The organism is Xanthomonas arboricola pv. guizotiae, from assembly GCF_002940205.1.
GTDB classification, from domain to species: domain Bacteria; phylum Pseudomonadota; class Gammaproteobacteria; order Xanthomonadales; family Xanthomonadaceae; genus Xanthomonas; species Xanthomonas arboricola_C.
In genome coordinates, this window is record NZ_MDSK01000041.1 from 1 (window position 1) to 13,869 (window position 13,869).

The 13,869-nt window shown below is 62.8% G+C and carries 11 protein-coding genes and 2 pseudogenes; 8 read left to right on the forward strand and 5 right to left on the reverse strand.

Features of this window, described 5'->3' with window-relative positions; genetic code table 11:
• Window positions 1-115 precede the first annotated feature (115 nt).
• Complete coding sequence (locus XarbCFBP7408_RS22490; protein WP_146093791.1) at window positions 116-994, forward strand: hypothetical protein; 879 nt, start codon at window positions 116-118, stop codon at window positions 992-994.
• A gap of 340 nt (window positions 995-1,334) precedes the next feature.
• Window positions 1,335-1,838, forward strand: coding sequence for a hypothetical protein (locus XarbCFBP7408_RS22495; RefSeq protein WP_146093792.1), 504 nt, complete (start codon window positions 1,335-1,337; stop codon window positions 1,836-1,838).
• 276 nt (window positions 1,839-2,114) lie between these two features.
• On the opposite strand, the gene XarbCFBP7408_RS18970 is transcribed toward XarbCFBP7408_RS22495, so the two are convergent.
• Both XarbCFBP7408_RS18970 and XarbCFBP7408_RS18975 read right to left on the reverse strand, forming a co-directional pair.
• A complete protein-coding gene (locus XarbCFBP7408_RS18970; protein WP_104564278.1) occupies window positions 2,115-2,780 on the reverse strand; it encodes a hypothetical protein in 666 nt (221 codons plus the stop codon).
• A gap of 114 nt (window positions 2,781-2,894) precedes the next feature.
• Window positions 2,895-3,116 (reverse strand): XAC0095 family protein, encoded by a 222-nt coding sequence (locus tag XarbCFBP7408_RS18975; RefSeq protein ID WP_181106931.1) that lies wholly within the window; start codon window positions 3,114-3,116, stop codon window positions 2,895-2,897.
• A gap of 607 nt (window positions 3,117-3,723) precedes the next feature.
• Here XarbCFBP7408_RS18975 and XarbCFBP7408_RS18980 point away from each other — a divergent pair.
• From XarbCFBP7408_RS18980 to XarbCFBP7408_RS19005, 4 genes and pseudogenes are all read left to right on the forward strand, one after another.
• Window positions 3,724-4,077 (forward strand): SymE family type I addiction module toxin, encoded by a 354-nt coding sequence (locus XarbCFBP7408_RS18980; RefSeq protein ID WP_104564280.1) that lies wholly within the window; start codon window positions 3,724-3,726, stop codon window positions 4,075-4,077.
• 27 nt (window positions 4,078-4,104) lie between these two features.
• Window positions 4,105-4,875: an RNA polymerase sigma factor gene (locus XarbCFBP7408_RS18985; RefSeq protein WP_258072212.1), complete on the forward strand. Its 771-nt coding sequence runs from the start codon at window positions 4,105-4,107 to the stop codon at window positions 4,873-4,875.
• 883 nt (window positions 4,876-5,758) lie between these two features.
• Window positions 5,759-6,394, forward strand: coding sequence for a hypothetical protein (locus tag XarbCFBP7408_RS19000; protein ID WP_104564300.1), 636 nt, complete (start codon window positions 5,759-5,761; stop codon window positions 6,392-6,394).
• A gap of 211 nt (window positions 6,395-6,605) precedes the next feature.
• Window positions 6,606-8,688: pseudogene (locus XarbCFBP7408_RS19005) on the forward strand (S9 family peptidase).
• Window positions 8,689-8,763: 75 nt separating this feature from the next.
• Here the strand turns inward: XarbCFBP7408_RS19005 and XarbCFBP7408_RS19010 are convergent.
• Window positions 8,764-9,171, reverse strand: a complete 408-nt coding sequence (locus XarbCFBP7408_RS19010) for a DoxX family protein (RefSeq protein WP_104564282.1) — start codon at window positions 9,169-9,171, stop codon at window positions 8,764-8,766.
• 92 nt (window positions 9,172-9,263) lie between these two features.
• Between XarbCFBP7408_RS19010 and XarbCFBP7408_RS19015 the strand changes: the two genes are divergently transcribed.
• The gene (locus tag XarbCFBP7408_RS19015) at window positions 9,264-9,683 is read left to right on the forward strand and encodes a winged helix-turn-helix transcriptional regulator (protein ID WP_104564283.1); all 420 of its coding nucleotides are present in this window, start codon (window positions 9,264-9,266) and stop codon (window positions 9,681-9,683) included.
• Between the two features lie 224 nt (window positions 9,684-9,907).
• On the opposite strand, the gene XarbCFBP7408_RS19020 is transcribed toward XarbCFBP7408_RS19015, so the two are convergent.
• Entirely contained in the window at window positions 9,908-10,087 is a 180-nt protein-coding gene (locus XarbCFBP7408_RS19020; protein WP_016902944.1) for a CsbD family protein, read from the reverse strand.
• A gap of 155 nt (window positions 10,088-10,242) precedes the next feature.
• Between XarbCFBP7408_RS19020 and XarbCFBP7408_RS19025 the strand changes: the two are divergent.
• Window positions 10,243-12,532: pseudogene (locus XarbCFBP7408_RS19025) on the forward strand (ATP-binding protein).
• Window positions 12,533-12,602: 70 nt separating this feature from the next.
• Here the strand turns inward: XarbCFBP7408_RS19025 and XarbCFBP7408_RS19030 are convergent.
• Window positions 12,603-13,763, reverse strand: coding sequence for an HDOD domain-containing protein (locus XarbCFBP7408_RS19030; RefSeq protein ID WP_181106929.1), 1,161 nt, complete (start codon window positions 13,761-13,763; stop codon window positions 12,603-12,605).
• Window positions 13,764-13,869: the final 106 nt, after the last annotated feature.

Here is a 13,869-nt window from a genome sequence, read left to right on the forward strand (position 1 = left end):
ACGTCGCATCGATCTCCACTTGGCGTTGCTTTCGCTCGCATCCTCCATCATCTGCTTACGCCTTCTTCCTGGGTTTTGTTAGCCGCTCTTAGTATGCCGCTTTGGTGACAAGGTGATGCTCGATCATTTTGAGGAAATTGTTTACCCGGCATTTTTTGATCAACGTATCCGAGAATACGGATCTACTAAATACTTTTTCTCAGAAGTCAATCTTGTGTACTTAGGGGAAGATGATCAAGCGCGGCCATTGGTGGGCATAGCTGGAAGGTTCATTAAAGACGGCGAAATTAGCCGAGAACAAATCTATAAAAATGGTGTACTGGTAAAGAACTCGAGGAAAATGCAATCGAGCCCTTCTTCCATATTTTTACTCATACTACATAACCATAGGCTTGTTTATGTGAGGGAAATGGCTGGAGCACCAGACAAAGCTTCTTTCAGATCAACTTTGCTGACATTTCTTAAAAGCGCTCGAGATGAAAATATTAAGGCTCGCTTTGAAGAGGTAGACAATGAATATAGTACGAGGAAAGATCGTCGAGAAAAAAAAGATGAGATTTACGATGAATATCAAGTGCCTTCATTGCAGGTTATACCGCTTGCAAGTCACGGTAGCGTAGTGGATTTTATTGAGAAATATGATGTTCTTCGTCAGGTAAAAATTACTTATAGGGCCACCAACGATGAGAATCCAATGGGAGATTTCTTCACCTTGCTGAAAGCAAGTAAGGAGGCACTCGGAAGTGATAAAGCCGTCGTCGTTCAAGAGGCAAAAAAAGGTTTAGATAAAAGCGAAGCAGCAAGCCAGATTACAGCTGCTGCCGGCCAAGGAATTAATAGCGTAGATCTTCGCGGAACCGATGATGCTGGAGACACGCTTGTTGGGAATAACGATAGCTTTCAGTTAAAAAAGCCTATTGAAGGACTAAGTAGTGATCCTGCAGAGGCTGCAGAAGCACTGTTCGAATCATTCAGAGAACTAGGGAACCTCTGAACAACTCTTGGCGTTGCGAGCGAACTTGGGATTTCGCTTGATCACGACAATCTCCGTTGCTGAAAATCAATCACTTACGCGTGATGGCTCCAACCTCAGGCGTCGATCAGAAGTCTATCGAGGAGTTGTTCAGAGCTTCCCTAGTAGACGATGGAATTGTTAGGCTAGAGAGAGTAAGTGTAAGCGCTATGAGGAAAGTAAGTGCGATCTTTGATAGGCACTTTTTATGAGCACTAGGGATATGGGCCCGGAAAGTTTCACTTCCGAAACTAATTTGTGGCAAATATATAATAAGGCGCGGCGAATACCATCCAGTAGATTTAATATATACACCACTCTGATGGTTGCATTTTTAGTCGGCGCTGCTAGTTTTTTTTCTGACGTTGGAGCCGTGCCAACAATCAAGGCCGTCCGTGATTTAGCTACCCTTGGCCTAAATACGACTCTAACGGTGCTTGGTTTCTTAGTTGCAGGATTTACAATTTTCGCAACGGTTACAAATCCCAATATGTTGATCGCGATGGGTAGTTTCCGTCATAAAACAAGTGGATTATCCTGGCTCAAGCACTCATTTTTCGTACTAATTCGAACGTTTTTGTACTTTATTTGTTATGCAACCTTCTGTTTTTTTATAGTGTACATGGCTTCGCCTGGTGGCGTCGCTTCGTTGCTTTTCCGCCTTTCTCCGCATCCTGATGAGTACAAGCTTTGTTGTGCGAAGTTGGCTTATGTGGTGTTGGCAACTGGTCAATATTTTCTTCTAATGCAACTCAAATCTTTTATATTCAACATGTATCACTCGGTTGTCGCCAGCCTGCAATGGCGGGCCGAAGGTCGAGAATAACTGCAAGGAAGTACGGCGACTCGGAAATGGCTTGCCTAAGGAACCTCTGAACAACTCTTGGCGTTGCGAGCGAACTTGGGATTTCGCTTGATCACGACAATCTCCGTTGCTGAAAATCAATCACTTACGCGTGATGGCTCCAACCTCAGGCGTCGATCAGAAGTCTATCGAGGAGTTGTTCAGAGGTTCCCTAAGAGATGCCTCAGCACTTTTTAAGAAGGTTGGGGTCCTTGCGCATCTGCAGGAGCAACGGTTCAATCCGCGAGTCAATAGGTGTCACGCATCACCTCCATCGATCTGGGCGCCATATACGCACTCGCGCCTTGTGCCACCGGCGGTGGTCTCGTAGATCAGCAAGGCAACCGAAAAGCCTTGTGCTCCATCTTGGATGGCGCGCCAATGTTGCAGAAGCGTGCCGCCCTGGAATGGGCGCTGCCCGTCGCGCGTGTACCCCATGGCTTCAAGCTTGGCTGAAAGATCCGCCGCATCCCATATGCATGCGGCATCGGCCACGCGCGTCGGGTCGCGTTTGTCCGGCAGCCCGACCAAGAGATTGATAAAAGAAAATCCCTTCCTCTCCGGGTTGTGCGATACATACAACGTATAGCCGTTCGCCAGCGGAAGACTCCGCAGCACGCGCCGTGACACCGCAAGATCCTTCGGCGGGTCGAATTTGATGCCCAGCATCTCCTCTACCCGCTTGTGGCTCATGTCACCGGGTTGTCTTAGCGACGCTGCAAATCTCAAAAGCCCGGCTTCAATCTGCTGGATGTTGAGAGCGGCATTCTGCTCCGTGGTTGCCGGTACAGAACGCGCAGTAGGTGTAGGTGATGAAGCAGCAGGCAGATCGCTCGCTTGCTCAGGCGGCCGGGTGCATGCGCTCGACAGCACCGAGGTCAGTGCCAAGCAAAGCAGCAGCGTGAATAAGCGAAAGCGGGTCATTGTTGTCTTGTATGCCGGCGCGGCGCGTCGATACAAGGCAAGGTACTCGCCCACGTCCAAGCCGGCCAGCCCATCGCTTGCAGGCCTGACACTTTGACTGAGACAGGCGCAGCGTCAGGGGGCGGTACTCAAATCCCCGAGCACATCGTCCACCTGCTCGGCCAGGTACTGCAGGCAGTGCGCCCATTGCTGGAGTGGAATGGCCGGCATGCCCATGGCGCCTTCGTCGCGAGCGCGCGGTGTAGCCAGGGTGGCGAGCAGGCGCAGTTGATCGCGTACGCGCAGCAGGTGGTATTGCGTGCCTTCGGACATCCAGTAACCGGGTTCGTCGTGCATGCCGCTCTCCTTGCCGTGAGGCAGCTCCCGCTGCACAACGCAGCGGGATGCCGGGAGGCTAGAAACCGCACACAGCCGGCGGGCTTATTCCCCTTGCGGGTGTTGTATTCGCCGCCCTCCCGGCGTAGGAACGCCGAGCAGTGCCAAGCCAGATGGCCGAGCACAAAAAACCCACCAAAACTCGGAGGTGGGTACCGCTGTGTGGGGAGTTTCTAGGCTCCGGCTGGAAGTGTGCGGGTGGTGCAGGGCAGGGTCAAGCTGAGGTGACTGTCCGAGTGCGGGGAAGCCGTCTACATAGAAGAATTCTCTGGCTGAGCGCAGCACTGCAATGAGTCGCTGCAACCAGTTGACACACCACGCAACGCGTAGCAATCTCGCCTGCAAGGAGCCTAGAAACTCCTCACGTAGCGGTACCCACCTCCGTCAAACCGGTGGGTTTTTTGTGCCTGCATTCTCGCAGGTGCAACCGACGCAATGCCTGCGTCGGGAGGGCGGCTAATACAACACTCCTTCGGGAGGAATACGCCCGCCGGCTACGTGCGGTTTCTAGCCTCCCGACATCCCGTCGCGTCGTGCGACGGGCCTGTTCGTCAAGGAGGGCTTTGCCATGCGTCGATCCCCATCCCGTTCTACGCCCGCGCGCAAGCGCGCCACGGTACCACCCCCTACCGAAGTCGTCTGGCGCTCGCTGGATCCCTCGATCCAGCCGCGTCCGTACCTTGAGCGCACGCCCATCCCCGAACCCCGTACCGAACCACGCACACCACGGCGGCCCGGCCGCCCGCGTGCGCCGCAGCAGTGCACCGTCGGCTATGGGTACTATCCCGACAGTCACCAGCGCATTCCCACCCTGCGCCTGCGCGGCCGCTGGCTGGAACAATTGGGCTTTGCCATCGGCAGCAAGCTGCACATCCGCCAGCGCGGTGGCGAACTGGTCATCAGCGTTGTAGACCCTCGCTGATCACGCCGCAGCGCATGCGCGCACCGCATGTGCCCGGCCCGTTGCTGGAGACGTCGCATGATGAGTGAGGGCATGACCGGCACGTCGCGTGCAGACCGCCACGTTGTCATCGGCCAGTTGGTCGCGACACGCGCGCATGCCGCAAGCGCGGCGCCGGCTGAGCGATACGGCAGCCGCCCCTGGCGCCACCGCAGCGCCTACGCCGTGCGCGAGCTGCCGGCCCGCGCGCCCATGGCGGGCATCTACGCGCTTGGCCGCTTCACCACGCGCTGGCAGGTGCGCGAGGAGCGCGTGCCGGCCAGGGAACGCTTCGACCAGGCCGTGGTGCAGCTGCAGGCGGAGCTGCTCACCTATATGCGGCGGCGCCTGCGCGACCCGCACACCGCCGCCGATCTCGCCCAGGAAACGCTGCTGCGCCTGCTGGCCTACCGCGACACGCCAGACATCCACAGCTACAAGCTGCTGCTGTACCGCATTGCCCACAACGTGGTGCTGGAGCATTGGCGCACGCGCCACCGCAGGCACGCCTCCCGCCATGTGCCGCTGGAGGGCAGCGAACCGCTCGCCGCCGCCGGCACGTCGGTGGACCAGTTGGTGGACGCCCGCCGCACCCTGCAGCACCTGCACACCCACACGCTGCCCGCGCTGCCGCCCAAATGCCGCCAGGCCTTCATGCTCAACCGCTTCGATGGCCTCACCTACCCGGAAGTCGCCGCCGTCATGGGCATCTCGGTCAAGATGGTGGAAAAGCACATCAGCCGCGCCCTGGCGGCCTGCCGCGCGGCAGTGGGTGAGTAACGCCAGGGCAATGCATCTCCAATCATCCTGCCGCCTTCGGCTGTAGTGCAGCGATCATGGTTGGCCTGGCGTTCTTGCTTTACCGTGTTAACCGGGCGCAGGCGGTGCAACGTACTACAGCTGACAGCCGTAGCAACCGCTCCCACTTGATAGCGAATGGTCTTGTTTTCGCAACGCTGGCGCTGATCGGCTATGGACTACTGACGCGGGTTTTGGTCGGCGTCAGCGCGGTCTAACTGCACCGGGATCAGATCAGCGCCTTGCCGCCCCGTGCTCCAGGTTGGCTCTGAGCTGGTCTTCAACGGGCCGCAACCCGTGGTGGACTTTGTCTATGTGCTGGCATCCCCGTGCCTGCTGGCCAGGTGGGTACATGCATTGCTGACCAGCAGTGCGTCGCTTCGGATACGCAATCGCCCATTCGCGCGTGCTTGCGCAGTGCCGGGGTTAGCCCTGGCCTACTTGCCTCCGGCATTGGCGTCTCAGGAAAAAAGTGATGGGAAACTGTTTTTCAAACAATGTCAGTAGCACGCATGCGCATGTGACCTACGCGCAGCACGAACCCACGCCCCAGGCGACGCCGCAGCGGCCGACGCCATCCACACCCTTGCCGGATCAGTCGCCACTGCAGGGCCTGCAGCGCCGCTCGCCGCGCCCGTCGCGCCCGTCGCGCCCGTCGCGGCCGACGCGGCCGACGCGGCCGCAGCGGCCGACGCCATCCACACCCTTGCCGGATCAGTCGCCACTGCAGGCCCTGCAGCGCCGCTCGCCGCGCCCGACAACCCCATCACGGCCAACGCCACGGCCAACTCCCTCGCGACCAACGACGTCACAGTCAACGCCGCCAAAGCCAACGCCGCCAAAGCGCTCGGGCGTGGAAAATCGCATGCTGTTGCAGATGCAGGAGATGGCGCAGGAGTTGCTCAATCAGATTGGTCCCATCCTCAACAATGAAGCGCTCCTTGCCCAACACGAATCAGCACTCAAGCTGTTCAAGCACATGAGTGACTGCGCACTCGGAAAACGGGCCGTTGGCGGCAGCGACGATATTGCTAAAAAAATTAAGCAGATCCAGAACCGGATCGCGCATCATTATGCGAACCCGGACGCAGCTGCGCCGCCTGTCGAGGGCATCGAGCAATACGCGGGCCGCGCCACGTTCAAAGAGATGCGGCAACTTGCGGCGGATGTCGATCTTGAGATCCAGGTGGCCGAGGCAGGGGGCGATGAAGAGTTCTTGCGGTTCACGGAGGGCCTGGTCCTCAATCGAGAGGTGGCAGCTCAGGCTTCGAACCTGGTGTCCGGAGTCGAGGAGACCTACGACGCGCCGAGCGGAGAGCATGGAAGACGCATACAGAATCTTCTCAAAAAGCTTACGGAGGGAGCGGCCCTGTCAGGGGGACTCTTGGACATTGTCCGGCCGTTGCGCGAAAACCCGGTTGCATTGGCCGACGCACTGCACACGCTGGTCAGGCGGTACCCGACATTGGGAAATAACCCGAATTGGAGGAAATCTGATTAGGCGAGCCGCGCACGACCTGCACGAGCTCATTCACAAGTGGCACCTATCGCGGTAACCAAAAAGTGACTGCGGGCAGGTGGTTCCGTTTTGGAACATATGACCGCGCACGCGTAGCAGCGCGCATGGGGTTCAGCTATCGGGCAGGGGGCCACCCTATGCTCCGCGCCTTTGGACGCCTCGGCACCCCGGCCGACGCCAAACCGGAGGTTTCATGCAACGCCTGCTCCTTGTCTCCAGCCTGCTGGTGGCCCTGTCTGCCTGCAGCGACAAATCCGCACAGCACGCCACGCCTGCCGGCGCTGCCGCCGCAGCGCCCGCCAAGACCGCTTCGGCGCCCGAGTTGCTCACCCGCGACGCGTTGTTTGGCGCCGCCGAGAAGGTGCACGTGCTGGTGAGCCCGGACGGTGCGTACATCAGTTGGGTGGCGCCGCTGAAGGGCGTGCCCAATCTGTGGGTGGCGCCGATCGATGCGCCCGACAAGGCACGCGCAGTCACCCAGGACAGCGGGCGCGGCATCAGCGAGTATTCCTGGAGCCACCGTGCCGGCACGCTGCTGTACAAGCGCGACCAGGGCGGCGATGAAAACTTCCACCTGTATGCGCTGAACCTGGCCGACGGCAGCAGCAAGGACCTGACCCCGTTCGACAAGACCCGTGTGGAGCTGTACGGCCTGAGCGCGCAGCACCCGGATCAGCTCATGGTCGGCATCAACAACCGCGACGCGAAGTGGCACGACCTGTATCGCGTTGATCTGGCCACCGGCCAACGCACGCTGGTGGAGAAGAACACCTAACACATCGAAACCTATCTGCTCGATGGTGACTTGCAGCTGGGCTACGCAACACGCGTCGCCGAAGACGGTGGGGTTGAAGTGCTTGCCCGCCAGGGCGCCACCTGGAAAACGCTGGAGAGCGTTCCCTTCGAAGATGTATTGACCACCGAAGTGGTGGGCCTGAGCAACGATGGCAACACGCTGTACCTGCGCGACTCGCGCAACCGCGACACCGCCGCGCTGTACGCGGTGGACACCGCCACCCACGCGCGCACGCTGCTCACGGAAGACGCGCGCGCCGATGTGGACAGCGTGCTGAAAGATCCAAAGACCGGTGCCGTGCAGGCCGCCTCGGTGGAGTACCTGCGCCGGGAATGGACCGTGCTGGACCAGGGCATCGCCAAGGACCTGCAGGCCTTGAAGGCGCTGGGCCCGGGCGATGCGAAGGTGGAAGCACGCACCCAACGATGCCACCTGGATCGTGAGCTATTCGCCTGCAGAAACGCCGCTGCGCTACTACCGCTACGACCGCGCCACGGCGAAGCTGACCAAACTGTTCTCTGCGTATCCCGCCTTGGAAGGCAAGCCGCTGGTGCCGAGCTGGCCGCAGACGCTGACCGCGCGCGACGGGCTGCATCTGGTGAGCTACCTCACCCTGCCGGCCGATGCGGACGCCAACCACGATGGCAAGGCCGACAAGCCGGTGCCGCTGGTGTTGTTCGTGCATGGCGGCCCCTGGCTGCGTGACAGCTACAACAGCTACGGCGCTTACACGCAATGGTTTGCCAACCGCGGCTACGCGGTGCTGGCGGTGAACTACCGCGGCTCCACCGGCTTCGGCAAGGCCTTCACCAACGCCGACAACGGCGAATGGGCCGGCAAGATGCATGACGACCTGCTCGATGCGGTGCAGTGGGCGGTCACCCAGGGCGTCACCACGCCGGACAACGTGGCCATCATGGGTGGCAGCTACGGCGGTTACGCCAGCCTGGTGGGCCTGACCTTCACCCCGGACACCTTCAAGTGTGCGGTGGACATCGTGGGTCCGGCCAACCTCAACACGCTGCTGGCCACCATCCCGCCGTACTGGACGGGGTTCTATAAGCAGGCGATCAAACGCATGGGCGACCCGGCCACCGCGCAGGGCAAGCAGTGGCTCACCGAACGCTCGCCGGTGACGCATGTGGACAAAATCCGCAAGCCGCTGCTGATCGGCCAGGGCGCCAACGACCCCCGCACCAACCGCGCCGAGAGCGAGCAGATCGTCAACGCGATGACGGCCAAGAACATCCCGGTCACCTACGTGCTGTTCCCGGACGAAGGCCACGGCTTCAAGCGCCCGGAAAACAGCAAGGCCTTTAACGCGGTGGCCGAAACCTTCCTGGGCCAGTGCCTGGGCGGCCGCGTGCAACCCATCGGCAGCGACCTCACCGGCTCCAGCATCACCGTGCCCGCCGGTGCCGAGCAGATCAATGGCCTTGCCGATGCATTGAAGACGCATACGCAGGCGATCCGGACCTAGCTTGCGGGTGAGGGTGCCGGCCGGGAGTTGGTGCGGTATAGCCACCCAGCCGGCAGCATTCAACCTTGTATTGCATCACTGCAGCGTTGCGTGGATGGCCGCTGCAGGCGGTGCATAGGGCGAGGAGAGCTGGCGCGCGGCGTTTTGCGTACCGAACGAAGCGAGCAGGAAGAGCAGCCCCAACGCGGCCGGTATCGCGCCCTTGGGCTTGCGCACACCCAGATGCGCCATGCCCGACAACAGTAGATGGTAGAACATGCCGGCGTAGGCCAGATCACTCAGTGCAGTATTGAAGCGCCACACAATCGCCACCGGGCCCAGGATCTTGATGACGATCGTCCACGGCACCAGCAACGGTGCCGAATACCCCAGCTCGGCCTGCGCGTTGCGCACGAACTCGCCCTTGGCCAGATACATGCCGGCAGAGGCCAGGTACAACAGGCACAGCAGCGCGGTACTGATCCAGTAAATAGAAATGCTCATGGTGTTTGCCAGCCACTATGTCAATGCAACTGGCCATCAGAATGTCGCCTAAGATACCTATTGAAAAGTAGGATGAATCACCGGGGCTTGGTATGAAAAAGCAGACCATTGAGGACGGCGAGCGCAATATGCACGAACAGATGCGCCGTGCATTTGCGTTACTGTCCGGCAAATGGAAGCTGGAAATCATGTGGCTGGTCAATCAGCGCGTGTATCGCTTCGGCGAGCTGCGCAAGGCCATCCCTGGTGTTACCCCGCACATGCTCACCGCACAATTGCGCGAGCTGGAAGCAGATGGCCTGGTTACGCGCACCGTATTTGCGCAGGTGCCGCCGCGCGTGGAATACGCCATCACGCCAAAGGCGCGCGGACTGGGCCCAACAATGGAAGCGCTGACCGCGTGGTGGCAGCAACATGGCGACAGCGTTGCAAAGCGGCCCGCTGCACGCGGCGCAAGCCCGGCGTTTAGGAGGCAGGCCTGGGCGTGCGTTGTGCGCGTGCACGTGGCTTGATCATGGTTGCGGCGACGTGCAAACAATCCTGGCTGTCAGCCTGGTAACTCAAAAACCATTTCCAAACCCCAAAACGCCAACGCCCCGATCATGTCGGGGCGTTGGTGCGATCTCTCGCCGAAGTGGGGTATAGCGTCTGCATCGTCATACCTGACGCCTGGCGGCCTATCCACTGCTTCAGCGCGGCGGGCGTAATGCCTGCCTACAGTGCTGACTTGCCAGCGTTACTTGGCGGCGTCGCGCACTTTGTCGGCAACCTGGCCAGCCTTGTTCTGCACCTTGCCGACGTTTTTCTCGGCAGCGCCTTCCAGCTCGGTGCTCTTGTCGCCGGTGACGCGGCCAACGGTTTCCTTGATGGAACCCTTGACCTGCTTGGCGGTACCTTCGATACGGTTCTTGTCCACGGGGTGCCTCATACGGTTGGGGATGTTGCGGCCCAGTCTGTACCCGCAGGACGTGAGTGCGACGTGGGCATGCCGTCATCCCCGCGTCAGCAGGCGCAACTGCCGCGCGCGCCGCATGCGCCTGCACGGCTTGCCGAGGTCCGCTGCGTGCCACAATGCGCGCACTTTCCGCCAGGCCATGCCGTCACGTGAGCACACAGCGCCCCGCCACCGAGTCCGCCGGCCTGGAGTTTCTTGCGGGGGGCGGCGAGATGGGCGCGCTGATGCGCGCACACGATTGGGCCGCCACGCCGCTGGGGGCGCCGGAGACCTGGCCGCAGTCGCTGCGTTCGTCGTTGTCGGTGGTGCTCCAACTCCACCCTGCTCGGTGCGGTGCTGTGGGGGCCGGAGCTGCGCATGTTCTACAACGACGTGTACGTGCAATCGATGGGCGACCGTCATCCGCAGGCGCTGGGCCAGCCGGTGACCGAGGTATGGAAGGAAACCTACGCGCCCATCGCGCAGGACTTCGCCCGGGTGATGCAAACCGGTGAGGGCTTCGGCCAGGGGGTCATCGCCTTGCCGATGCTGCGTAACGGCGTCAACGAGATGACCTACTGGAATGCCACCGCCTCGCCGATCCGCGGCGAAGACGGCAGCATCGTGGGGCTGATGAATATCGCCATCGAAACCACCGCGCAGGTGGCGGCCGACCGCAACCGCGACATCCAGCACGCGATGCTGAGCAACGAGAATACCCACCTGGTGCATGAGGTGGTCAACCGCACCAGCGAGCGCGATCGCGCGCTGGAGGCGGAAACCGTGGCGCGCCGCAATGCCGAGCGCGTGCAGCTGGCGCTGGCGGCCGGGGCGATCATCGGCACCTGGATCTGGGACCTGCCCACCGATGCGTTTTCGGTGGACGAGGCGTTTGCGCAGAACTTCGGCTTGGATCCATCCAGCAGCCGCACCGGCCTGACGCTGGAGGAGGTGATCCAGACCGTGCACCCGGACGACCGCGAGGGGCTGCGCGCGGCCATTGCCGAAGCGCTCGCCCGCGGTGGTGCCCACGCGCACCAGTACCGGGTCAAGCGGCGCGACGGAAAGTACTACTGGCTGGAAGCCAATGGCCGGGTCGAGAAGGCCGCCGACGGCACGCCGCTGCGCTTTCCCGGCGTGTTGCTGGACATCGAGGCGCGCCACGCGCTGTCGGAAGAGCGCGACCGCGCGCTGGCGGCCTTGCGCGAGTTGAGCGACACGCTGGAGCAGCGGGTCAGCGAGCGCACGCGCGAGCTGATGACGGTGGAAGAGGCGCTGCGCCAGTCGCAGAAGATGGAAGCGGTGGGGCAGCTCACCGGCGGGCTGGCGCACGACTTCAACAATCTGCTGGCAGGCATTTCCGGCGCGCTGGAGCTGATGAGCCTGCGCATCGAACAAGGCCGCTTCCGCGACCTGGAGCGTTACGTGGCCACCGCGCAGGGCGCCACCACGCGCGCGGCTGCGCTGACCCACCGGCTGCTGGCATTTGCGCTGCGGCAGACGCTGTTGCCCAAGCCGACCAACGTCAACCGGCTGGTGGTGGACATGCTGGAGCTGATCCAGCGCACGGTGGGCCCGGGGATCTGCGTGGAAAACCTTGCCGCGGCCGAGCTGTGGCTGGCGCTGGTGGATGCGCCGCAGCTGGAGAACGCGCTGCTCAACCTGTGCATCAACGCGCGCGATGCGATGCCCGACGGCGGGCGCCTGCGCGTGCAGACCAGCAACCGCCGGATCGCCCGCGAGATGGGCCAGCAGCTGGGCATGCCGGAAGGCCATTACCTGTCGCTATGCGTGAGCGATACCGGCACCGGCATGGCGCCGGAGGTGGTGGCGCGCGCGTTCGATCCGTTCTTCACCACCAAGCCGATCGGCGAAGGCACCGGCCTGGGCCTGTCGATGATCTACGGGTTTGCCAAGCAATCCGGCGGGCAGGTGCGCATCCAGTCGGAAGTGGGCAAGGGCTCGACGGTGTGCATCTACCTGCCGCGGCATGCCGGTGCCCACGACAGCAGCGACAGCGGCCCCGCCACGCTGGACCTTGCCCCCTCGCTGGCCGGCGAGACCGTGTTGATCGTCGACGACGAACCCTCCATCCGCCTGCTGTTCACCGAGGTGCTGGAAGAGCTGGGCTACACCGTGCTGGAAGCCGGCGACAGCGCCACCGGGCTGGGCATCCTGCAGTCGCCGGCGCGCATCGACCTGCTGATCAGCGACGTGGGCCTGCCCGGCGGCATGAACGGCCGGCAGATGGCCGATGCCGCGCGGGTCGGCCGGCCCAGGTTCAAGGTGCTGTTCATCACCGGCTTTGCCGAACACGCGCAGTTGAACGACCGCCACCTGGAACCGGGCATGGCGGTACTGGCCAAGCCGTTCAGCGTCAGCCTGCTGGCGGCGCGGGTCAAGGAGATGATTGCGGGCGAGTGCTGAGCGGTTGGGCGCTGCGCAGGCGCTTGTCAGGGCCGGTGCGTGTGCCCGGCCCGCCGCAACCGGGCCGGCCTCACTCCACGCTGGCGGCGACCAGCCGTTGCCATAGCGCGGCGTTGGCCGCGTGGTCCGGCTCCAGCGTGGACAGCACGCCCAGCGCATGCTCCTCCTGCTCGGCGCCGTGGCGGGCGAGCATGGCCAGCGCGGCGGCCAGCCGGCCGTAACGCAGCGCCATGCCGAGCGAGGTGGTGAGCAGGGTGGTGTCGTGCCCGGGGCGTTGCTCGTCCAGCGCGGTGCCCAGCGCGGCGGGCAGGTCCCAGATGGTGGCAATGGTCTTGGCGACCGCGGCGGTGTGGCGCTCGACCAGCGCGGCGGCCACTTCCAGGCTGTAGGGCAGGCTCGGGCGCTCGGCGTAGGTATCGCGCAGCACGCGCAGGATCACCACCGCGCCCAGGCCTTGCAGCAGGCCGGCCAGCTGCGCCGACAAGGTGTCGCCACCGCGCTCGCGCATGTAGGCGGCCGCGGCGGCGGCGGTCCGCAGGGCGTAGTCCCACACCGCCGCCGGCAGGCGCGCGTAGAGGCCGCCCTCCAGGCTCAGCACCGGCTGCATCACGGCGGCGGCGACGATCTGGCGCACGCCCTCGGTGCCGATATGCACCACGGCCCGCTCCAGGCTTTCCAGCGCGCCGCCTTGCGGGCGGTACAGCGCGCTGTTGGCGATGCGCAGCAGGTTGGCGGCCAGCGCCGGATCCTGCGCGATGATCGCGGCGATGCCGCGGCCGGAAGCATCCGGGTCGTTGACCGCGCGCATCAGCTGCGGCAACAACTGCGGGCGGCGCGGCAACAGCTGCGGGCGCAGGTCCACGTGGTCGAGCGCAGCGCCGACCGCCGCCAGCACCGCGGCCTGGGCCGGGTCGGTCGGCAGGTGGCCGTCGGCCAGCGCCGGGGTGGACATCACCGCGGCATACATGCGGCGCAGCAGCGGCTGCATCGGTGGCGGCCCGGACGGCAACGGCTGTGCTGCAGCGGCGGTATGCGCCTGGGCCTGCGGCGGCGCCGGTACCTGCTCAGCCGCCGGCTGCGGCACCTGCGGCGCTGGTGCGGCAGGCGTGACGGTGGCAGAGGCGGCAGAGGCAGCCGTGGTGCGCGCACGCTGGCGCAGCAGCAGCCAGGCGACCACGCCGGCGAGTCCCAGGCCGGCAAGCAGTCCGGCAGCAAGCAGCAACACAATCACAAAGGTCCAGGAGTCGTCCGATCGGTGCAGCGACTATCCGCGAAGCCGGTGTTGACGGCAATGCAGGCGTGCGGGGGGCGTGCGATGCCAATGGCGCCCGCCGCGC

What these genes read in the sequence shown, in the direction of transcription:
- XarbCFBP7408_RS18970 (WP_104564278.1), bottom strand. Translation starts at nt 2,780, where the DNA reads ATGACCCGCTTTCGCTTATTCACGCTGCTGCTTTGCTTGGCACTGACC.
- XarbCFBP7408_RS18980 (WP_104564280.1), top strand. Translation starts at nt 3,724, where the DNA reads ATGCGTCGATCCCCATCCCGTTCTACGCCCGCGCGCAAGCGCGCCACG.
- XarbCFBP7408_RS18985 (WP_258072212.1), top strand. Translation starts at nt 4,105, where the DNA reads ATGTGCCCGGCCCGTTGCTGGAGACGTCGCATGATGAGTGAGGGCATG.
- XarbCFBP7408_RS19015 (WP_104564283.1), top strand. Translation starts at nt 9,264, where the DNA reads ATGAAAAAGCAGACCATTGAGGACGGCGAGCGCAATATGCACGAACAG.
- XarbCFBP7408_RS19010 (WP_104564282.1), bottom strand. Translation starts at nt 9,171, where the DNA reads ATGAGCATTTCTATTTACTGGATCAGTACCGCGCTGCTGTGCCTGTTG.
- XarbCFBP7408_RS22490 (WP_146093791.1), top strand. Translation starts at nt 116, where the DNA reads ATGCTCGATCATTTTGAGGAAATTGTTTACCCGGCATTTTTTGATCAA.
- XarbCFBP7408_RS19000 (WP_104564300.1), top strand. Translation starts at nt 5,759, where the DNA reads ATGCTGTTGCAGATGCAGGAGATGGCGCAGGAGTTGCTCAATCAGATT.
- XarbCFBP7408_RS18975 (WP_181106931.1), bottom strand. Translation starts at nt 3,116, where the DNA reads ATGCACGACGAACCCGGTTACTGGATGTCCGAAGGCACGCAATACCAC.
- XarbCFBP7408_RS22495 (WP_146093792.1), top strand. Translation starts at nt 1,335, where the DNA reads ATGGTTGCATTTTTAGTCGGCGCTGCTAGTTTTTTTTCTGACGTTGGA.